16 protein-coding genes, 2 tRNA genes and 1 pseudogene are annotated in these 20,866 nt (G+C 69.8%); 10 read left to right on the top strand and 9 right to left on the bottom strand.

Translation table 11 applies throughout. The annotated features are described in order from the left end of the window. Nucleotides 1-115 precede the first annotated feature (115 nt). A tRNA-Gln gene (locus SFY69_05335) sits at nt 116-186 on the top strand. A gap of 262 nt (nt 187-448) precedes the next feature. Here SFY69_05335 and SFY69_05330 read toward each other — a convergent pair. The 4 genes from SFY69_05330 to SFY69_05315 form a co-directional block, all read right to left on the bottom strand. After that, complete coding sequence (locus tag SFY69_05330) at nt 449-1,291, bottom strand: helix-turn-helix domain-containing protein (protein ID MDX2131453.1); 843 nt, start codon at nt 1,289-1,291, stop codon at nt 449-451. A gap of 66 nt (nt 1,292-1,357) precedes the next feature. After that, complete coding sequence (locus SFY69_05325) at nt 1,358-2,587, bottom strand: serine hydrolase (protein MDX2131452.1); 1,230 nt, start codon at nt 2,585-2,587, stop codon at nt 1,358-1,360. Between the two features lie 105 nt (nt 2,588-2,692). Next, nucleotides 2,693-3,790 carry a hypothetical protein gene (locus SFY69_05320; protein ID MDX2131451.1) on the bottom strand — a complete coding sequence of 366 codons (1,098 nt, stop codon included), beginning with the start codon at nt 3,788-3,790 and terminating at the stop codon, nt 2,693-2,695. Further along, nucleotides 3,684-4,268, bottom strand: a complete 585-nt coding sequence (locus SFY69_05315) for a hypothetical protein (GenBank protein MDX2131450.1) — start codon at nt 4,266-4,268, stop codon at nt 3,684-3,686. The genes SFY69_05320 and SFY69_05315 overlap by 107 nt, the downstream gene beginning before the upstream one ends. Before the next feature lie 240 nt (nt 4,269-4,508). On the opposite strand from SFY69_05315, the pseudogene SFY69_05310 reads away from it, so the two are divergent. Further along, nucleotides 4,509-4,823, top strand: a pseudogene (locus SFY69_05310) (multidrug efflux SMR transporter). A 202-nt stretch (nt 4,824-5,025) separates the two neighbouring features. After that, nucleotides 5,026-5,099 (top strand) — tRNA-Arg (locus SFY69_05305). 89 nt (nt 5,100-5,188) lie between these two features. Here SFY69_05305 and SFY69_05300 read toward each other — a convergent pair. Beyond that, nucleotides 5,189-6,553 carry a SpoIID/LytB domain-containing protein gene (locus tag SFY69_05300; GenBank protein MDX2131449.1) on the bottom strand — a complete coding sequence of 455 codons (1,365 nt, stop codon included), beginning with the start codon at nt 6,551-6,553 and terminating at the stop codon, nt 5,189-5,191. A gap of 156 nt (nt 6,554-6,709) precedes the next feature. On the opposite strand from SFY69_05300, the gene SFY69_05295 reads away from it, so the two are divergent. The 3 genes from SFY69_05295 (at nt 6,710) to lexA (ending at nt 9,494) form a co-directional block, all read left to right on the top strand. Next, entirely contained in the window at nt 6,710-7,039 is a 330-nt protein-coding gene (locus SFY69_05295; GenBank protein ID MDX2131448.1) for a hypothetical protein, read from the top strand. After that, nucleotides 7,036-8,247, top strand: a complete 1,212-nt coding sequence (gene dprA / locus SFY69_05290; GenBank protein ID MDX2131447.1) for a DNA-processing protein DprA — start codon at nt 7,036-7,038, stop codon at nt 8,245-8,247. The genes SFY69_05295 and dprA overlap by 4 nt, the downstream gene beginning before the upstream one ends. 629 nt (nt 8,248-8,876) lie before the next feature. Continuing rightward, nucleotides 8,877-9,494 carry a transcriptional repressor LexA gene (lexA, locus tag SFY69_05285; GenBank protein ID MDX2131446.1) on the top strand — a complete coding sequence of 206 codons (618 nt, stop codon included), beginning with the start codon at nt 8,877-8,879 and terminating at the stop codon, nt 9,492-9,494. Nucleotides 9,495-9,707: 213 nt separating this feature from the next. Here the strand turns inward: lexA and SFY69_05280 are convergent, their stop codons facing one another. From SFY69_05280 to SFY69_05265, 4 genes are all read right to left on the bottom strand, one after another. Then, a complete protein-coding gene (locus tag SFY69_05280) occupies nt 9,708-11,435 on the bottom strand; it encodes a hypothetical protein (protein ID MDX2131445.1) in 1,728 nt (575 codons plus the stop codon). A 132-nt stretch (nt 11,436-11,567) separates the two neighbouring features. Then, nucleotides 11,568-12,398: a heme-binding protein gene (locus SFY69_05275; protein MDX2131444.1), complete on the bottom strand. Its 831-nt coding sequence runs from the start codon at nt 12,396-12,398 to the stop codon at nt 11,568-11,570. 292 nt (nt 12,399-12,690) lie between these two features. Further along, nucleotides 12,691-13,641: a PEP-CTERM sorting domain-containing protein gene (locus SFY69_05270; protein MDX2131443.1), complete on the bottom strand. Its 951-nt coding sequence runs from the start codon at nt 13,639-13,641 to the stop codon at nt 12,691-12,693. 184 nt (nt 13,642-13,825) lie between these two features. After that, complete coding sequence (locus SFY69_05265) at nt 13,826-14,860, bottom strand: phytase (GenBank protein MDX2131442.1); 1,035 nt, start codon at nt 14,858-14,860, stop codon at nt 13,826-13,828. A 92-nt stretch (nt 14,861-14,952) separates the two neighbouring features. On the opposite strand from SFY69_05265, the gene SFY69_05260 reads away from it, so the two are divergent. The 4 genes from SFY69_05260 to SFY69_05245 form a co-directional block, all read left to right on the top strand. Then, nucleotides 14,953-15,927, top strand: a complete 975-nt coding sequence (locus SFY69_05260; protein MDX2131441.1) for a prepilin-type N-terminal cleavage/methylation domain-containing protein — start codon at nt 14,953-14,955, stop codon at nt 15,925-15,927. 55 nt (nt 15,928-15,982) lie between these two features. Next, nucleotides 15,983-17,194 carry a hypothetical protein gene (locus tag SFY69_05255; GenBank protein MDX2131440.1) on the top strand — a complete coding sequence of 404 codons (1,212 nt, stop codon included), beginning with the start codon at nt 15,983-15,985 and terminating at the stop codon, nt 17,192-17,194. Nucleotides 17,195-17,573: 379 nt separating this feature from the next. Continuing rightward, on the top strand, nt 17,574-18,491 hold the full coding sequence (locus tag SFY69_05250) for a prepilin-type N-terminal cleavage/methylation domain-containing protein (protein ID MDX2131439.1): 918 nt from the start codon (nt 17,574-17,576) through the stop codon (nt 18,489-18,491). A gap of 104 nt (nt 18,492-18,595) precedes the next feature. Then, nucleotides 18,596-20,866, top strand: a 2,271-nt coding sequence (locus SFY69_05245) for a hypothetical protein (GenBank protein MDX2131438.1), incomplete at its 3' end; no start/stop codon positions are given.

Below are 20,866 nucleotides of genomic sequence, written 5' to 3'. Positions count from 1 at the left end.
CCGGGGCGTTCCACCCGCCCTAAAACTCCCCTGCGGAGCCGACGCAAGGCCGCCCGCGCTCAGACCACGCCGGCCCATGGGCCCAGCGCGGCGAGAGAGCGATCGATAGACCGATTGGGGTATGGTGTAACGGTAGCACGAGTGACTCTGACTCACTTAGTCTAGGTTCAAATCCTAGTACCCCAACTTTCATTCGTTATTGATATACGCCTTTCACCGCGTGCCCCGTACGCAGGACGACGTTGCGTGCGCAGACAAAAAACCCCGAGTGGAGAACCTCGGGGTGCCTACGCACGGCGCGCGGGCGAGATCGGGTGCTGTGTCACGGCGTAGCCGACGCGGGCCTTGCCCGGCCATCGACGCCTGCCTGATGCGACACTACCGAACGCACGTGGCACGATCTTGCACGGGCTTTGCGCCGCCCCGCGAAGAATGCGCGCAGCCGGCGTTAGCGCACCGATTCGCGGAACCGCCGTGGGGTGCTGCCCGTCACGCGCCGGAACTCGCGCGTGAAGTGCGACTGGTCATAGAAGCCCGACGCCAGCGCGACCTCCGCCAGTCCCCCGTTCGACCGGCGCAGCAGCTCCGCCGCCCGCTCGACCCGCGCCAGTTGCACGTACGCCGACATCGAGCAGCCCATGGCATCTCGGAAGGCGCGGCAGACGTGCGCGGGATGCCGCCCCACGGCGTCGGCGATCTCGTGCAGCGCCGGCGGCGTGTTCGCGGCGCGCAGCAGGTCGGTGACGCCGCGGATCCACGCGGGCGGGGCCTCCGGGCGCACACGCTCGCCGGATGTCGGGGCGTGCATCACGAGCAGCGAGGCGACGCATTCGTCCGCCGCCAGCACGCCGCACTCGCGCGCCCGGGCGGGTGCGGCCAGCAGCGCCAGCGCCCGGGCCCACGCGCGCCCCGCGGGGATGTACGCGGGGTGCGCGGCACCGGGATCCTCGCCAAGTGTCCGCGACAGCCACGCCTCATGAAACACGACGCTCACGGTGCGGACCGTCGTCGCGGCGAAGACGCTCGCGTGCTCCGCCCCCGCGGGGATGACGCCCGACCCGCCCTCGACGCACTCGATGGTCCGCGGGCCGGCGCGCTCTTCCACGCGCCCGCGGACAACGACAAACACGCTCGAGTCTTCGTGCGCGTGGCGCGCATGCCGCGTGCCCGCGTCGTACGTCATCTGCTGGACGACATACGCGCCGGGGCGTTCCAAAAGCGTGCGGCACCGCCGCCCCCGCTCGGGCGCTGCGGACGCCACTGGCTCGCGCGGCGGCGAGGAATCGGTCATCGGCGGGGCTCCCGAGTGAGGAACACTAGCGCGGAGCCCCTCGCGGCATCGCTCGCGAACGTCCGCCTAGGGACAGCCGGACCCGGCGACGACCTGCGCCAGTGCATCCACGTCGTCCTGGTCGACGTTCCCGTCCCGGTTGAAGTCCGGGTCGGCGCCCATCCCCAGGCACGAAGACTCGCCCGCGACCGCCAACGCCAGACACGCGACGTCGTCCTGGTCCGCGCTGCCGTCGGCGTTGACGTCCGGATCGCAACCGGCGCGCACCGCGGCCGCCGCGGCGTCGCGGATCAGGTTCACCAGCGTGCGGATGTTGCTCGACTGGGTCCGGTCGGTGGCGAACGCGCCGACCATGCCGTCGTCGAAGTCGATCCAGGAGGAGAACCCCCGCGCCCCGGCCGCGAGCGCCCCGCGCAGCGTGCCGTCGGGGGTCCGTTCGTCGAGCCAGACCCCCACGCCGTAGTCCCCGTCGCCGGTGTAGGGGCTGCTGAGGACCGGGACATCCGGGGGCGTCTGGCGCGTGAACATCGCATCGACCGAGGCCTGTTGCAGCACGCGGACGTCCCCGCCAGGCCCGGCGTGCAGCCCGCCCCGGCGGAGCATCTCCATGAACGTCGCGAACTCCAGCGCCGTGCTCTCGCACCCGCCCGCGATGCGCGGGTTGTCGGGCGTCGTCAGCACGAACCGCGTGCGCGTCAGGCCCAGCGGGCCGGTGATGCGCTGCGCGAACAGCGTGTTCCACGGCTGCCCGCCGGCGAGTTCCGCCGCAGCGCCCGCGGCGTGCATCGACGTCCCGCCGTAGCTGAACGCCGTGCCCGGCACGTACGACAGCGGCGCCGCGGCGATGAGCAACGCCGCCTCCTGCAGCGTGACGCCCGGGTTCCCCTCGGCGCCGTTCTGCCCGGTGCCCGCCGTGTGGCTGAAGCACTGGCGGATCGTGATGAACTGCTTGAGCCCCGTGAACTGCGGGATGAACTCGCTGACGCGCGACGACAGCGAGAACGGACGATCGCTCGATTCCGTCAGCGACATGACGAGCGCGCCCGACAGCGTCTTGGTCGAGGAGTCCGCGGCGGCCACCTCGTCCAGCGACCACGCGCCGAACGCGCGCCGGTACACGACCTGCCCGTCCTTCATCAACAGCAGCTCGAACCCCGGCACCGGCACGTTCACGTTCTGACCGGCGAGCGCGCCCTCGGCCAACGCCGTCACGCCCGAGAAGTCGTACACCGGCTGACCCTGCGCCGGGTTCACCACCGCCGCGATGCCCACGAACGTCGCCAGGAGCGTGCGCATGAAAAAGCCTCCGGCCCGGGTGAACGAGCCGGAGGCGTGTGTATTGCGGCCGGCGCGGTGCGCGGGCCGCGGGGTATCACGCGTGAGGGATCCTCTCACGCTGGTTCACGGGCACGGCTGCCCGGCGACCACCTGCACCAGCGCCTCGATGTCGTCCTGATCCACGTTCCCGTCCTGATTGAAGTCCGGGTCGACGCAGATGCACGAGAACTCGCCGGCGACGGCCTGCTCGAGGCACTCCACGTCGTCCTGATCGACATTGCCGTCGCAGTTGACGTCCGGGTCGCACGGCGCGGGGCAGAGCTGCACTTCCTGCAGGCGACGCACGAACCGCAGCGGCAGCGGCACCCGCTCGTTGAAATCCTCGACGTTCAGCGCGATCTCGCGGATGGGGATCGAGAGTTGCGGCGCCGGCAGGTCGATCGCCTGGTCGAGGCAGTTCGTCACGCCATCCAGCCCCGCGAACACGCTGTAGCCGTTTACCGGAAGCCCGAGCACGGAGCGACTGCCGACCGCGATGAGATTCCCGCCGCCGTTCTCGATGGCGTTGAACCGCTCGTTGCCGTCCGCCGTGCCGTACCGGCGCGACCAGAGCGGCGTGCCCGCGCCGTCGAGCGCGATCGTTGCGGCCGCACCGGTGCTGCCCGGGACCTCGTAGCCGGAAACCAGGAACCGATCCTGCGCGAGCGTGGGGCCCGGCTCGTACGCCACGCCGCGCGGGCCGACGACCAGACGCGGGATCCGCGCGATCCAGCGCGCAGGGTTGGTAGGCGGCGGGAGCGTGGGGTTGAGACGCAGGACGAAGGTCTCGTCGGGCTCGGGGGCGCCGAGTGTGCGCGACGCCGCCGCCACCACCAACTCGGGGCCGTTCACTTCGACCGAGATGTTGGTCTCGTCCGACCCGGGCAGGTCGAGGATCGCGGCGTCGTGGATGGAAAGATCGGCGTTGCCGAGGATGAAGATGACGTCGCGCTGCGGGCCACGCTGCGCGTACCCGACGATGAAGATCGCCCCGCCGCCGGCGTATTCCACCACGTCGGTGAAGTGCAGCGATATGCCCACGCCATCGAACGAGCCGCTCACGATGCGCTGAAAATCAGGGATGCCCGAGGCGGGATCGATGCGGGCCAGATGCCCGCGATTGCCCGGCGCGCCGCCGGGACGCAGGGCCGTGCCGACCAGCGTGAGATCGCCGTCGCTCATGCGCGTCACCGCGGGGCCCGGTCTCGGTGAGATAGCCGGGGCCGAAGTAGTTCCACGCCCAACCCAGCGTTCCGTCCGAGTTGAACCGGATGAGGCAGTTGCCCAGGTCGTACGTGGGCGGGCTGGGGTTGAAGGTCGTGTGAGCCGCGACGAAGAGCGCCTCGTCTCCGGCGGCGGCGTCGGTGCCGATGATGTCCTCGAGCGGCGCGTCCGGGGGCGTGTCCACGCGCCACAGCCGCTCCCACACCAGCTGGCCCGTGGGCGTGTGCCGGATGACCTGCAGCCGCGACTGAACGTTGGGCGGACGCGTGTTGCCCCCGCCGACCGAGACCCACCCGCCGCCCCCGCCGGGGCCGATCGGCGCCACGGCCCGCAGACCGACGTCGCTCGTGCCGATGTACTCGAACTGCGCGGGCTGGGCGAACGCCGTCCCGCTTGCCGCGGCCAGTGCCAGTGCCGACGTGCTGAAGATGTTCATGGAATGCCCTCCCTGTGGTCCGTCAACGGGTAGAAGTGCGTAGCGCTCGCACGTCCTTCCCGGTGTATTGGCGATGGACCACCGGAATCTGTCACGGGCCGGCGGCAATCTTCGCGGAGCGTTGACAATTGCCCCGCGCGCAGGCGTCGGCAGGGCTCGCCCGCCCGCGCACGCCGTCGCCGGCGCTCCGGGGCGGATCCGCGCCCGGTGCGCGCGCTGCAATGCCTCTACCTTCCCTTCATGAAACCTTGGATCCTCCTCATCATCGCGGGGCTGCTCGAGGCCGTGTGGGCCACGTCCATGAAGCACGCGTCGGGCTTCACGCGCCTCTGGCCGAGCGTGCTCACCATCGCGACGATGATCGTGAGCTTCATCCTGCTCGCGCGCGCAATGACCGCGCTCCCGCTGGGCGTGGCGTACGCGGTGTGGGTCGGCATCGGGGCCGTGGGGGCGGCGTTGGCCGGCGTGTTCCTGCTGGGCGAGCGACTCTCGCCCGCCCAGCTCGCGTGCCTGCTGCTCATCGGCGCCGGCATCGGCGGCCTGAAACTCGCCACCCCGAGCGCCCCGCCGCCGAACGCGCAGCAGCCCGGCGGCACGCCACACGCTGCGCCCCCAAGCCTGACGCCCGACTCGCCGGCGGGCGGGCCGTGACGGCCAGCGGCTCACCGCTTCACCCACGCACGACTTCCACCCGTTCACAGCCCCACGGCACCGCCCCGCGGCCCGCTCGCGCACCCGGGCCGTACGATTCCCGCGTGCCCGGGTAGCTCAGTTGGATAGAGCGGCGGTTTCCTAAACCGCAGGTCGGCGGTTCGAGCCCGCCCTCGGGCGTTGCCTTGAGAGCTTGGGTACCACCACACTCCGTGTGGTGAGGACTACCACCACCCGCAACCGGCAGGTGTATTGAGATTCTTACAAATCTAATACGCCTTCACCACTTCCGCCCCGGGGTAGAACTCGCGGATCATGGACGCCCAGTCCTGGCCCTGGTCGGCCAGGCCCTTGGCGCACCACTGGCACATGCCCACGCCGTGACCCCAGCCGCGCCCGGTGATCTTCACCTGGTTGGCCCACACCTCGATCTGCATGTCGCCGCTGCGCACCACGGCGTCGGCGGGAATGGGCGCCAGACCCGCGCCGGTCTGGTTGAGCGCCATGCGGAGTTCCTCGCTGGTGAGCGAGTACGTGCGGCCCTTGTCGTCGGTGAGCGTGAAGCGATCAGGCCGCCCGGCGTCGTTGGTCTTCGCGACCGTCGCCTGCCGCACGCGCCCGATGGTCGCGACGTCGTGCTCGAACTGTCGCCCCCACGCGCGGAGGCGCTGCGTGACGTCGTCGTCGCTGCGGGTGGCCTCCCAGCGGTACCACTTCGACCCCTGGCACGCGTGCGGACGCTCCTTGCCCTGCAGCGGGTCGGCGAGGTTGAACTCGTACCCCTGCGTGGTCTTCCACACGGCGGCGGCGGACGCGGCTCGCCCGCCGCACGTGCTCGAGTAGTACGCGCGCAGCAGGCGGCCATCGCTCACGAGCACCAGCCCGCGCGTCGCGCGTGCCGCCTCGTTGGGCTTCGCCGCCGCCGTCGCCCCGCCGTACACCTGGTCGTTCGTGGTGTCCTCGACGTCGTACGGGCGGCCCTGGATCCTCGCGCGGCTGCGCTCGTGCAGCGCGTACGTGCGGGCGGCGATCGCCTGCGCCTCGTACGTCTGGCGGGGCCAGTCCTTCCACAACTCGTGCGTCAGCACGCCCGGCAGGTACGACTCCACGGGCATCGAGACGATCACGTCGAACGCGCCCGGCGCGCCGCTCCACCGCGGGCGGATGGCGACGACGCCGGGATAGCGAACCTTGTCGAGCAGCAGCGACCCGCCCGTGTCCTTGGGCGCGATCTCCACATCGACGCCGAAGCCGAACGTCGCCTGCCCGGCCGGGTGAACCACCTTGACGCCCGAGGCCGAACTCGTGACCGTCGCGGGCGTCTTGACCACCACCGGCGAGCCTTCCGCGCCGGCGACGGGTCGGACGACGATCTCGGGCACGCCCGAAACGGCCTTGGAGGACACGCCCCCGGCGATGCGCACGCGCACGTCGGGCTCGTCGGTGAAGGCGAACTTGCCCACCGCGCTGGTGTCTTTGGCGCCCGAGGATGTAAGGAGCGCAAAGTCCTTGCGCACGCCGCGGGCCGTTTCGCAGCCCAGCGGGCCCGCGACGGTCTGGGCGGCGATGAGGGCACACGCGCCGATGAGCCACCCCGGCACCCGACGTGCTGTTCCGACCGTGTTCGTGTTCATGGGGTATGCTCCGTTCGGGAGGGCCTTGTACGGGTCCGCGTCTCCCGGGGGTTTTGTATGGGTACTCGCGTGTCGATCGTTGTCGCCCGCCTCGTGGTCGCGCTCGCGGGCGTGTCTCTTGTGATCGGTTGCGCCTCGTCTGCGCCTCCACCGGCCGTGACGGACGGCGGCTTCAGCGGGCCCTCGGTCCAGGTCAACTCGCAGGAGCGTCACCACGTGATCGTGGTCGAAGCGCCCAGCCCGGGATGGGAGGCGACGCTGACGCGCGTGCTGCCCGGGCCGGGGCACCGCGAGGCGTACCTCACGCTGCGGCGTCCCTTTCCCGGCGCGCTGTACCCGCAGGTGATCGTGACGCAGCGCGTGCTGACCGGCGTGCCGACCAAGGAGGCCCTGCGGGTGTACGCGCGGATCGTGGACCACGACGCGCCGGCCCGCAGCGACGAGCCCTTCGCGCAGGCGGCGGAGGCCCGGGGCGCAACGCCGTGACCACGCCCGCGGAGGCGGCCGGGCCGGTGCTCGCCCCGCACTCGCCGGCGGAGCGGCACGCGCGCCTGCGCCTGCACCTGTCGAGCGGCGTGGGGCCGGTGCTCTTCCGGCGGGCCATCGAACGCTTTGGATCGGCCGCCGACGCGTGCGCCGCTTCGCCCGCCGCGTGGAAGCAGGTGCAGGGCGTGGGCGATGCCAAGAGTGCCGCCATCGCCACGGGCCTGCGCGAGGCGCAGGCCGCCGCCGACCGGGAGGTGGAGCGGGCCGCCGCGCTGCACATCCGCATCGTGCACCTGGGCGACCCGGACTATCCCGCGCTGCTCGCGTCGCTCCCGGATTCGCCGGGCGTTCTCTTCGTGCGGGGCGACCTGCGCCCCGCGACCGACGATCGCTACCCCGTGGCCATCGTCGGCTCGCGCGATTGCACGCACTACGGGCTCGAGCAGGCGCGGCGGTTCGCGGGCGGGCTGGCGCAGGCCGGGCTGACGGTCGTATCGGGCGGGGCGCGGGGAATCGACGGGGCGGCCCACCTGGGCGCGCTCCACGCCGGCGGACGCACGATCGTCGTGCTCGGCTGCGGGCTGGCCCACACCTACCCGCCCGAGCACAAGGACCTCTTCGACCGCGTCGCGGCGTGCGGGGCCATCGTTTCAGAACTGCCCATCGATACGCCCCCGGCCGCGGAGAACTTCCCGGCACGCAACCGCATCATCTCCGGGCTGTCGCTGGGCGTGCTGGTGATCGAGGCGGGCGAGCGATCCGGCGCGCTCATCACCGCGCGCCTCGCCGTCGACGAGCACGGACGCGAGGTGTTCGCGCTGCCGGGACGGGTCGATTCGGCGGCGTCGCGCGGCACGCTCGGCCTTCTGAAGCGCGGCGAGGCCGCGATGGCCACCGAGCCGGCGGACGTGATCGCGGCCCTCGAGGCCTGCGCACACCATGTGCACCGCGGGACGCACGCGGTGCGCTTCCCCGCGCGCGAAACGCTCGACACGCCCGCGCTGTTCACCCAGACGCCGCCCGCGCCCGCGCCGCCCGCGAACCCCGTGCACGCCGCGCTGCTGGCGGCGTTGCACGAACCCCGAACGGCGGACGATGTGGCGGAGTCGGTCGGAATGGACGTCGCCCGCGTGCGGGCGGAACTGACGATGCTGGAGATCCAGGGACGCGTCGCGCGAAGCGGATCGAAGTTCATTCACCGCAAGTGATTAGCGGGCGTGGGGGCGGTGCGCGGGCGTCGCGGATGGATGGATGAACGGAAAATGTTTGGGATTTTAGGGTTGAGGGCATTGACGGTCCGTGCGGTCAAAGGTAGACTATCGTGATCCGAACAGACTGCCAGAAAACTGATCGGGTAGGAAGATCCGGATCGATGATGGAGAGGCGCGGGTGGAGCCAGTTGGCCCGCGCGGAAAGGGATCGCGCGGCGCTTGTGGAGCGGGCGAACGCGCGGAGCGAGACGGCGCCATGCCTCAGATGCACGCCCCAGTCGTGAGCCTCGGACCGGGCGGGGATTTCGTGAAGGAGTACACGCAGGCGCGGGATTCGCGCGGGCGGGTGTTCGGGGTGTGGGTTCGCGCGGTGCGCGATTGGTGCGAGAGCGCGGCCCGGGCGGGCGGGGCGATCCCGTGGTGGGTGCGTGGAGGGCCGGCGTCGGGACACTCGGTTCGGGTGCCGTCGGCGCGGTCGGGCCTGGCCGACGAGTGTGGTGACGAAGGCGGAATCTCTGGAGTGCGCACGGACGGGGCGGGATCCGTGCACCAGGCCCGGGCGACAGTGCCCGCGGACTGGCGCGTGTGCGGGCCTGCCCCGGTGACGACTGAAAGGAGCGTTCGCGATGAACCTGACGCCCAAGCAGCTCAAGATTCTGCAGTTGATCCGCGACTGGCGGGTGCGCCGGGGCTATTCGCCGACCATGCAGGAGCTGGCCGACGAGATCGGCGTCAGCAAGGTCACCGTGTTCGAGCACGTGGAGGCGCTCATCAAGAAGGGGGCGCTGGTCCGCGAGCCGAACAAGGCGCGCTCTTTGTCGATCGCTGACGGGATCGCGGTGCCCGACGAGGCCCGCCCGCTGCGGTTCCCGCTGGTGGGGCGGATCGCCGCGGGCAACCCGATCGAGAAGGTGTCGGACACCGACGAGATCGACCTCGCCGACGTGCTGTGCGGCACACGCTCGCAAAACTCGACGTTCGCGCTGAAGGTCGAGGGCGATTCGATGCGCGACGAGGGAATCCTCGACGGCGACTTCGTGCTCATCGAGCGCACGCAGGTGGCGAGCAACGGCGACAAGGTCGTCGCGCTGCTGCCCGACGGCTCGACGACGCTCAAGACCTTCTACAAGGAAGACGACTACATCCGCCTGCAGCCGGCGAACCCGAACTTCGACCCCATCCGGGTGAAGTACTGTCAGGTGCAGGGGATCGTCAAGGGCGTGGTGCGCCGGTACGGGCGGTAGCGGGGTGTGATTGGCGCGTGCCCTTCCCGAGGCCTGGAGCGGCCCCGCCTCATTCGAAGCGGGCACCGGGCACGGGGAATCCGGCACCTGGCACAAGGTGCCGGGCGCTGGGCATCGGTGCGGCGATACGTGACGGCGATTGGCGGGTTCGCGGCCTTGGGTAGCCGCGTGTTGTGCCCGTGGCGCAGCGCGTGCGGGCCTGGTCGGCGGGGCCTAGAGGCTGCTGGGGTAGTACGTGATGGTGATGTCGGCGTCTTGAAGCGTGCCGCCGCCGCCGCCGCCGAGGCCGGTGTGCCTCACGCGGAGCTTGTATGAACGTGTGCCCGCGTCGACGGGGATGACGTGGTTGATGACCTGCGACGACTCCATGGACATGTCGGGCCCGGAAAGGGGCGGGCTGAGGCGGAGCGGCGATTCCTTGACCAGCACCTCCGGTCCGGTGGTCTCTTTGAGTTCCAGGATGACCGTGGAAGCCGTGGGTGTGGTGGTGTACACGTAGAGGACCGCATGGCAGTGGATGTGCAGGAAGCCGGCGGCGGGGACCGTGACGGTAATGTTCTCAATCAGCGTCCGCGAGTCATTGCTGATGACGCCCAGGAACGCGGAACCCGAAACGTGCTTGATGCGGGGCGTGTTCGCCGCCGCGATGGTGCCCGAGAACACGGCGTTCCCGTTGCCATCGTCGATCGTGTTGCGCCAGATGGGCGAGCCCCCCGAGTTGACGAGCGTGCCGACGCGACCGGTGTTCTGGATGCCGAACATGGAGCGTTGGCTGTTGGCGGGCACAGCGCCCCAGCCGGTCGCGGTTGGGTTGTACATGCCGAGTTGGAGGGTCGAGAAGGTGTCTTGAATGAACCCGCCGCCGGGGTCGTTCGTGTTGCGGACGCGGAGCATGGCGTCGGCCTGGGCGAGTTCGACGAGCGAGGAGGGGGCGGTGGTACCGATGCCGACGCGGCCGGCGGAGTCCAGAGCCATGCGGACGGCGAGCGCGGACTGATCGCGGATGAGGAGTTTGCCGGCGCCTTCGCTGTTGGAGGTGCCTGTGGCGATGAGATTCCAGGTGCGCCCGCCGCCGGTGTTCTGGAGGTTGACCCACGTGCCGCCGGAGTTGGAGCCGATGAGCGTGAGCGGCGTCTGGGAGGGCACGTTGATGACCTGCGTATCGGTGAAGACGTTGGTGATGGCGGTCCGGGGAATGCCGGCGGGGATGCGCGCGTCGGCGAGCAAGCCGCTGACGATCGCCGAGGCGTCGTGCGAGTGAGTGGCGCCGGCGAAGGCGGTGCTGTTCAGGCCGTCGAGCAGGTCGGCGTTCAGGTTCGTGACGCGGGAGGAACTGGCGACGCTGAAGGGCGAACCGGCGCTGGTGAAGGCGGGGGCAGTGCTGAACGTCTTGACGCCGCTGAAGGTCTGCGCGCCCGAGAGCGTCGAGATGTTGGAACTGAGCCGTGCGTCGGGGAGCGTTCCGGCCGAGAGGTTCGCGGCGTTGGTGTAGAACGTCGGAAGTTGGTTGTTGAAGAGCGAGGCGTTAGACGCCGTGGCGGCGGTGGCGGCGGTGAGCGCATACGACGCGTGGGGCGTCGCGGTGAGGCGCTGGCGGGGCGTGAGCACCGTGAAGCCGGACGTGATGTCGCACGCCGCGCCGGTGTCGGGTCGAACCTCGACCTGCAGAAAGCGCGAAGCACCGTTGAAGACAGATCCGAAGTTGAGTTCGACGGTGAAGCGGCCATCGACGACCTGGAGATTGTCGACGCAGAGGATGCCGCCGATGGGCGTGCCGTCGGTGGGTTGATCGAAGAGTCGGAAGCGCAGGTCAAAGGCGCCCGAGGGCGCCTGGCCGCCCTCGGTGAGCTGGCCCTGATAGGTGAAGACGTTGGTCACCTGCGCGTTGGCGAAGGCGGACCCCAGCAGCACACACAGCACGGACGACAGCACACGGCGCATCAGCATCTCTCCTCGCGGACATGCTAGCGTGCGGGTGGTGCCGGAGGGAAGCACAACATGCGCGCGGACGGCGCGGATTGCCGCGGAGAGCCCGGGGAGACGCGGGGCGCGCGGTGTTACGGGACGAGGGGGCTACCGCGCGGCGGCGCTGACCCGCTCGACGGGGATCTGGATCTCGCCCCACTTGTTCCACCACATGAGCTTGGGGCCGTTGTAGTAGAGGCTGCGCCAGTTTCCGGCGGCGCGCCACTGCGGGTTGGCCGCGAGCCAGGCCTCGATCTGTTCCATGGCGGGGCGGGCCTTTTCCATGCCGTAGTCGCCCTTGACGCCCATGGCGAGGACGGTGACGGGCGGGGCGTCACGGACGACGACGGCGCCGTCCTCGCCGGTGGGCCCCTGGTCCTGGTAGCGGTAGAGGAACGACATGGTCCAATCGCGCGACTTGGCGGAGTCGGCGTCCTGGACGTCGTTGTAGTCCATCTCGACGGGCGAGGTCATCGCGATGTCGCGCGACTTGATGTGGTTGAAGAGCGGCCAGAAGGCGCGGTCCATGCCGGACTCGGGCGTGCTCGTGCCGCGGAACTCGGCGCGCCGGACGGCGGGGTAGGTCTTGATGTCCATCGCGCCCGGGGGCGTGGGATCGGGGTAGCCCTCGGGGAGCGGGGTGTCGATGGAGAGCGGGCCGACGAAGAACTCGCCGTCGCGCTCGGTGATGCGGGTGTTCATGTCGCCCCCGACGCGGACGATCTGCCCGGGCGCGAGCGGCTGGGCCGGCAACGGCCCGGCGGACGTATCGGTGCTGGCGGCGGCATCGGCCGACGAGGCGAGCGAGGCCTGACGTGCGGGCCGCGACGAGGAGCACGCGGCGGCGCCGAGCGCGAGAGCGGCCAGAACGAGGGCGGCAATGGACTGCGTGTGCATGACGGGGGATTCGACCGGGCGGGCGCGACGGATGCTGGGCATGTCAGGGGTCGTTTCGGAACCGGGGCCTTCCGGGGCGGCGTTTTTGCGCTGTGGCGGGGGGATCGCGCAAACCGGGTGCAAGACCGGCCGCGTCGGCGCGGGGAAGATCCGGATCGTCATCGGCGCGTGCCGCCGAAGCGAAGCAGCGCGTTTGCGGCGTTCGCCGGGGGGAACGCCTTGAACGACGAAGGGCCGGCCCCTTGAACGGGAGCCGGCCCTTTGTACGTAGAGAGGATGACCCGATACGCGCTGCGCGGGCGGGTGAGGCCCGGGCGCACCGCGATGGGCGGGCTTAGCGGCGGCGGCGAGCGGCGGCCAGGAGGCCCAGGCCGAAGATCGCGCCCACGCCGGGGGCGGGGACGGAGACGACGTGGATCGACAGGCCGGCCTCGTCGCCGAGGAAGATGAGGTTGTTGGTCTCATCAACGGCGACGGACTCGAGCTCGTTGATGGCGGCGTAGTCGCCGAACGTGAGGGCGGGGCCGATGGCGTTGCCGTTGGTGTCGTAGAACGCGAACCCGTCGAACTCGCTGACGACGAGGAAGGCCTGGCTGGTGCCGACGGAGGCGCCGGTGACGGCGGCGGCGAAGGAGCCGCTGACGGCGGCGATGCCCTTGGCGCCGTTGATCACGGGGGCGCTGAACGACTGCACGGCCATGGTGTTCTTGTCGAAGAAGCGAAGGAAGGAGGAATCGCCCGAGCCGTCTTCGACGCCGGCGAAGAGGTCGAGGGAGGACGCCCAGGCGATGTCGTCGAGCGCGGGGACGGCGTTGGCGGTGGGCGACATGTTGGAGCCGGGGGTGCCGGTGTCGAAGACGCCGAAGGAATCAGTGCCGCGGGTCTCGATGCCGGTGATGCGGACGCTGCCGGCGGCCCAGGAGCCGAAGCCGGAGCCGGAGTTGTTGACGGTGATGCCCTCGGGGCCCCAGAGGCCGGCGGGGCCGGTGCCCATGAGGGTGGTGGTGGCGGCGGAGAGGTTGCCCGTGGCGCCGGGGGTGTAGGAGACGAGGTTGCCGGCGGCGCGGTTGGCGTCGTGGTCGTGCGAGACGTAGAGGGTGCCGTTGAAGAAGGTCATGCCCTCGGCGCCGAAGGCGGTGGAGGCGGAGCCGGCGTCGCCGGCGATGCGCCAGGTGGTCACGCCGTAGTTCGAGCCGTACATGGGGAGCGAGCCGGAACCGGTGACGGTGCCGGCGACGGCCGGAAGGGCCACGCACGCGACGAACAGACCAGCAGCGATCTTCATCTCTCTCTCCTCCGGAATGAATGCGACCGCGCGGGCAGACGCTGACCGTCGACGGTGCGTCGCGGCAGGCCGCGACCCCCCTCTCTCTCGTGGGGGCCTAAGTATTGTCGTCGGCCGTGCGGGAAACTATAAAGACAGCGCGAAGATGCCCGTTGAGGTCCCGAGGCAGCGGCGGGAATCGAGGTTACTTCGCGAGGCGGAGTGCGTCGGCGACCTTGGACCAGTCGGCGAGCTTGAAGTTCTGTTGCGAGCCCTCGTTGTCGTCCTGCGCGATGAAGACCCCGTGCGGGAAGGCCGGGCCGAGGCTTCCGGCGTGAACGTGGATGCCGTCGGTCTCGGTGACGCGGTCGGGTGGCGCGGCGTCGCGCGACATGGCGAGCGCGAACGAGCCCCGGTAGGAAAGGTCCACGCGGTCGTAGACGGCGAAGCGGTTCTCGCCCTGGCAGGAGGCGATGATGAAGCCGCGCCCGTGCCCGGCGTCGAAGATGGTGACGCCCTCGACATCGGCGGCGAGGTTGCCGGCGATGGCGCGGTCAGGGGACTTCACGACGTCGACGAGGCGGCGCGCGGGCTCGGCGGCGGGGTTCAGCGAGTACTGCCAGAGGCCGACGTCCTCCTCACCGATGTAGATGACGCCGCGTTCGGGGTCGGCGGCCATGCCCTCGATCTGCCCACCGACGGTGAACTCGCGCACGACGCGGGCCGCGGGCTTGAAGGCGTCGTCCTGGAGATCGATGAACCGAACCACGCCGCCCTTGCTGCCGACGACGGCGATGGTGCGGCGGGACGCGGGGTCGGTGTAGGCGCACAGGCCGTACACCTCGTCGAGACCGGTGGGAATGGCGGGGCCTTCGACGCGGACGAGTTGTCGGGCGGCGGCGTCGACGCGGTAGAGCGCGAGCGTCTGGTCGGAGCGGTTGGAGGCGATGACGAGGCCGGGCTTGCCGGGGCCCTGCACGACATCGACGTTGTTCATGCGCCCGTCGTCGAGTGTCTGGAGCGTGCGCCCGTCGAGGGCGTAGACGACGAGGCCGGATTTCTTGTTGGTGCCGATGACGAGGCTGAGGGCGGGGTCTGTGGGGTGAACCCAGAGGGCGGGATCGTCGGCGGCGTCCTCCGACGATTGGACAGGGTCGGTCTGGGCGGCGCACGGGACGACGGGGACGGACTGCGGCGGGGGCACGAGGGCGAACAGAGCAAGGACGAGGATCGGGTTCATGTGGAGGTCCTGTGGTGCTTTACGGATTCTTCACACACTGCAAAGAGCGGGGCATGTGGATTCACGGGGGCGCGGGCATCATAATGCCGGCGATGAGACCGGCGCGACATGGCGTGGGCGGGTTCACGCTGATCGAGCTGCTGGTGGTCATCGCGATCATCGCGCTCCTGATCGGGATTCTGCTCCCGTCGCTGGGGAGTGCGCGCGAGTCGGCGAAGTCGACGAAGTGCGCTGCCCAACTGCGCCAGTTCGTGACGGCGTTCGCGGGCTACTCGAACGACAGCAAGGGGTACTTCAGCAGCGGCGGGTGGGACAACCGGATGTACCGGAGTTTCGGCGCGCTCGACCAGTCGGGCTGGGTGGCGGACATGGTGAACGGCGGGTACGGGCTGCCCGGGCAGGCGCTGTGCCCGTCGTCGCCCGCGCGCGGGTCGGAGGTGTGGAACGACACGAAAGTGCGCGGGGCGGACGCGTGGCGCGTGATCTCGCAGGAGGAGCAGGCGGAGTTGATCCGCCAGGGGTTCAACACGAACTACACGCAGGCGTGGTACATGGCGTTCACCGACCCCAAGACGCGGGCGGTGCTGGTGGAGAACAAGGACCGCAGGTTCACGAAGGGCGCGCTGCGCGACGCCGCGGTCTCGTTCGCGCCGCTGTCGATGGTGCCGATGATCGGGGATACGAAGGCCGAGGAACTGGACAGCAACAACACGCTGGTGATCGACGGCGTGCGGTACACGGGCGCGAAGTCGGTGAGCGACGGGCCGACGATCGCGCGGCAGCCCGGGGGCGGGAACGTGAGCGGGCGCCAGATCTACCTCGACTTCGGCATCGCGCACGGCAAGGGCGCGAAGATCACCACCGGGCAGATCCGCCACGACCGGCTGTACGCGAACATGGGGTACGCGGACGCATCGGTGCGGGTGCTGAATGACTTCGGCAAGCGCGACGGGCTCTTCGGCTCGACGCCGCAGACGCTGTCGAACGGCTGGTCGGTACAGGTGTACGACGACATCGAGGGTCAGATCTACGGGGGCTGGCTCACGATGAGCGGGCTCAACTGGTAACGATTGTTTCTGTTCCGGGCCCCTGGAAAGGCCCACACGCTGAGGAGAGAGAGACATGCGTCACACACTCATGGCGGCGTTCGTGCTGGCGGTCTGCGGCACGGCCCAGGCTCAGAACATCACGCTCTTCGGGCAGGAATACTCGATCACGCGCCTGGACTACGCGCAGGTGCTGCTGCCGAACATCCCGTTCCCCATGGACCCGCCGGTGCCGTTCACGGAGTCGGAAGGCATCATCTGGGTCGGGAACAACAAGGTGCTGATGAGCGCGGACGACATCGATGATGTCGGCTTCGGGATGCCGGAGAACTGGATCATCGAAGTCGAGTTCGCCCTGTCGCCCGCGGGCGACATCACGGGGTTCGCGGGGTTCCGCCCGATCGTGGTGCAGGCCATCAGCACGACCGGGTACGACCTCAACCCGTCGGGCATCACCGTGAACCCCGGCGCGGGGCACGGCGGGGGCGGGAACGTGCTGGCGCTGCAGGGCGACGGGCTGCTGTACGGCTTCTCGTACCAGGCCGGCAGCGAAGGAACGCAGCTCGAGTTCCCCACGGGCTCAGGCTGCCTCGCGACGCCGGCGACCTGCGCGATGATCTTCTCGGGGCGGAACACGAACGCGGAGGACGTGGCGTACGTCTCGGTCCGCGGCGGGGAGTTCTTCGTCACCAACCAGGACATCACCGGCGTCGAGCGCTGGAACGCGGTCACGGGCGACTTCCTGGGCTCGTTCCCGGTCGGACCGGCCGGCTCCACGGCCAAGGGCATCGCGTACACGCCGGACTCGGCCTTCCTGCCGGCGTCGATCCGGCGCCCGGACGGCGTGGTGTTCGTCGCGTTCGACGACGACTTCCCGGCCCTGCAGGCGGTCGACGTGGACGGCAACGTGCTCGGCACGGAACTTCTGACGGTCGACGGCACGCCGGGCGGCGTCTCGCGGCTTGACGTCACCGGGTGCCCCTCGACGCTGAGCCTCGAGTCGCTGACGGTCGATCCCGCGACGGGGCGGCTGTTCCTGTCGAACCAGGGCAGCCTGACGCTGTGCAACTACATCTTCGTACTGACGCCCGTGTTCGGCACGCCGTGCGAGCCGGATTTCAATCAGGACGGCAACGTCGACCAGGACGACATCGCGTGCCTCGCGCAGGTGGTGGCGGGCGATGCGTCGTGCTCGGCGATCGACCCCGACTTCAACCGCGACGGCAACGTCGACCAGGACGACATCGCGGCGCTGGAGCAGGTCGTCGGCGGCCAGCCCTGCCCGTGAATGCGCGAGCCCCGCGCTTGAGCCGGTGAGTTGCTGAACGGGTGCGTGAGTGAGAGAGTGACCGCCACAGCGCGGGTCTGTGGCCACGCGAGCCTGCGCGGCGTGCGATCTCTGTCGCTCGTGGTGCCGCGCGGTGGTCGTGCCGGGCCAGAATCTGTCGGTTGTGCCACGGGAAGTTACGGGCTGTGTTGCGCGAACTCTCCGAACGACCGTCCATTCCCTGAACGATTCGCAATGACGGCGTGAGGGGCGGGCGAAGAGTTGCCCAACGCGCCTGATCTTGCGCGCAGCGGATGGGAAGGACGCGACACCACGGGTATGGTCAGCCGGTCGGAGCGGCCGCGCTGTGCCCGCGTGCCCCGACGGAGAATCGAGCGGCATGCACGCGCGAACGTCCACACGTTTGAGGGGCTTCACTCTCATCGAGCTGCTGGTAGTCATCGCGATCATCGCGCTGCTCATCAGCATTCTGCTCCCCTCGCTGGGGAAGGTTCGGCGATCGGGCCGCGCGACGGTGTGCGCCAACAACCTGCGTCAGGTGCACGGCGCGGTGATGCAATATTCGCTGACGTACAAGGAAAAGTGGCACGCGGTGTGGGACAACAACGCGTTGCGGTTCATCCCCGCGTTCGGCGGGAGGAACTACCTGCCCCGCCCGTACACGATCGACCCGAACGGGAACGCGGTGGACAGCGCGCAGGCGTACTGGGCGTCGCTGTACGACCCGTTCCTGGGGGAGACGATCCTCGAGTCGTACTACTCGCCCCTGGACGGGATCGGGACGGCGACGTCGCTGTCGTCGTGGCGTGCGACGCGATGCCCGGAGGCACGGTACAGCCTGCCGGCGTTCCGCGGGACGTACGCGCACGACCCGTACGCGACGTACTCGTCGTACTGCTTCAACGGCGTGACGCCGAGCTTCGACGGCGTGCCGGAGACGGTCGGCAAGACGTTCTTCGAGCGCAAGGGCTCGCGCCGCGTGCCGCGACCGCTGTACAACATCGAGTTCCCGTCGAAGATCATCATGATGCAGGACGGGTCCGAGGTGATGATGGACGGCAACGGCGACACGCTGGTGCAGCTCGACCAGTGGACGGCCGAGCTGCCGGCGGCGGAAGCGAAGCAGTGGATCGTCGAGTACCTCCGTCACAACGACGCGTGCAACGTGGCGTGGACGGACGGGCACGTGTCGACGATCAGCCGGGCGGAGGCGCAGAACAAGAAGGCGCAGCTGGTGCAGAAGTACGGGACATCGCGGAGCGTGCCGCTGCCGTGGTACTCGGCGCCGGATATCTAGGCCATGACGCCCGCATGCGCCACGGGGCGAGGCGGGACGCGTTGTTCTTACGTCGTGTGCATGTGTGCAATGGGTGGCGAAGAGTCATCGGAAGGAGAGACCTCATGAAGACGTTCGTTCGTATGTCGGCGGCGCTGGCGTTGGCGGTGTGCGCCGGGCAGGCGCTCGCGCAGGTCCAGCACGGGTATCTCAACGTCGTCGAGAACGACGCGGGCAACACCGAGGCGTCGGTGACGACGACGCGCGTCGGCGGGCACGGCCCGTGGGCGCCGATCGCGGGCGACCCGGCGAACGCGAACAGCCGCGGCGACTACTTCGTGAACTTCTTCACCGGCGCCGACGACACGAGCGGCGTGCTCATGCTCGGCGTGAACGAGTCGTACCGCGTCGAGCCCTCGGTGACCGAGGCGTACATCGGGACCGCGATGGCGGCCCCGAGCGCGACGACGGACAAGTACTTTGTCGCGATCTTCCGCCCGCCGCTGGCGGGCACCGAGGTGAACATCAACACGTCGCTGGCGTACTTCCCCGTCGCCGACGGCTGGCTGACGGCGGCGCTGTACAACGCGGCGAACAACGCGGGGCTCCAGACGTTCGTGGGGACGCCGGGCTTGCAGATCCGCCAGGAGGCGAACTACACGGGCACGGGCATCGAGGTGCTCGACTTCACGCTGGGCGGGCTGGCGAACGGGCACTACATGCTCTCGGCCGAGGGCGTTGACCTGCGCCGCGACGGCCTGGTGCTGGTGTGCGGCGCCAAGAACGAGGACAACCGGGGCGATGTCTTCGCGAACTACGACGGCACGGCGGTGCTGCACTGCATGAACATCTCGTCGGAGAGCGGCGGGGAGAACGACCCGGTCGCGTTCGTGTTCATCCCCGAGGGCACGGCGGGCGTCACGATGGCCTCGTTCTCGGGCGCGGGAAAGCCCCTCTTCCGCCAGGGCGACTTCACGATCGAGCTGGTCGATCCGCTCACCACCAACGGCACCTACCGCATCACCATCCCCGGCGAGTCGCCCAGCACGGGCACGATGATCGCGTGCCCGCACAGCGAACTCTCGGGCACGACGATCGACAACCCGGTGACGGTCCGCCCGGACGGCGACTCGTGGATCCTCGAGACGTACGACACCGAGCCCCTGCCCGCGGGCATGCAGCTGCAGGACCTGTCGGCGTCGGACGTGGTCTTCCACTTCGCGTTCTTCAAGAACGGGGTGAACATCCAGCCGGGGACCCCCAGCCGCTGGTACGAGGCGCGTGAGAACGACATCGTGTCGGCGCGGTTCGTGACCACGGAGATCACCGCCGCCAACGGGCTGGGCGATATGGACACCGTCCGCTCGGCGGGCTCCGACGCGCTCGAGTGCTACGGGCCCAACCGGGGCGATTACGGCATCGGGTGGCTGCAGGCGCGCCTGGCGGCCCGCAACCTCGGGCCCAACAGCGGCGGGCCGACGCTGGACACGCGCGAAGGCGTGATGATGCCGGTGAGCAGCGAGTTCTTCCGTGACAACAGCGTCACCGGCGGGCTCTCGGGCTGGGCGACCATCGGCTTTGACGCCGGCGAGGTGCGCGGGCACGTCGCCGGGCTGGGCACGAACCCCGAGATCAACAGCAACTTCAACGTCGCGTTCTTCCCCGCGTCGCGCGGGCTGAACCAGGACGCGGGCGTGGTGACCGACGCGGGCACGGGCGTGGTGACGGTCGGCGGCAACGCCGCCACGGACGGCGTGCTGATCGCCTGCAACTGGCAGAACAACAACCGCTTTGTGACCGCTACGACGAGCGGGGGGGACTGGAACCTCCAGCTCACCTACGCCGATGACCAGGGCGGCACGGTCGTCGCGGGCGGCCCGGTCACCACCTCCGGCGAGTACGGCTACGTCTATCTGCCCTACAACGCCTTCCCGAACTTCGTCGCGGGCCAGGTCAGCAACGCCGCCACGGTTCTCAGCGGCACCAACAACTTCACCGTCGCCACCGGGACGGACACCAACGGCTTCCCGGTGACCACGGTCACCATCCCGGGCGTCGACGCCCGCACCGACGGCGTGCTGCTCGTCACCTCCATGGACGCCGGGCGTCCGATCGCGGTCGAGGCCGGCCCCAACGGCGAGTTCGAGGTCGCCGGGCTCGACTTCACCACCGCGACGATCGGCCAGATCGCGTTCTGCTTCGCGTACATCCCGTACGAGGGCCTGGGCGGCACCGTGACCCCGCCCTGCGACCCCGACTTCAACCAGGACGGCAACGTCGACCAGGACGACATCGCCTGCATCTCGCAGGTCGTCGCGGGCGACCCGAGCTGCTCCCCGGTTGATCCTGACTTCAACCGCGACGGCAACGTCGACCAGGACGACATCGCCAGCCTC

Source organism: Planctomycetota bacterium (genome assembly GCA_033763975.1).
GTDB lineage: Bacteria > Planctomycetota > Phycisphaerae > Phycisphaerales > UBA1924 > RI-211.
Note: the sequence above shows the minus strand (reverse complement) of the source record. Positions and strands in the feature narration are given on the sequence as shown.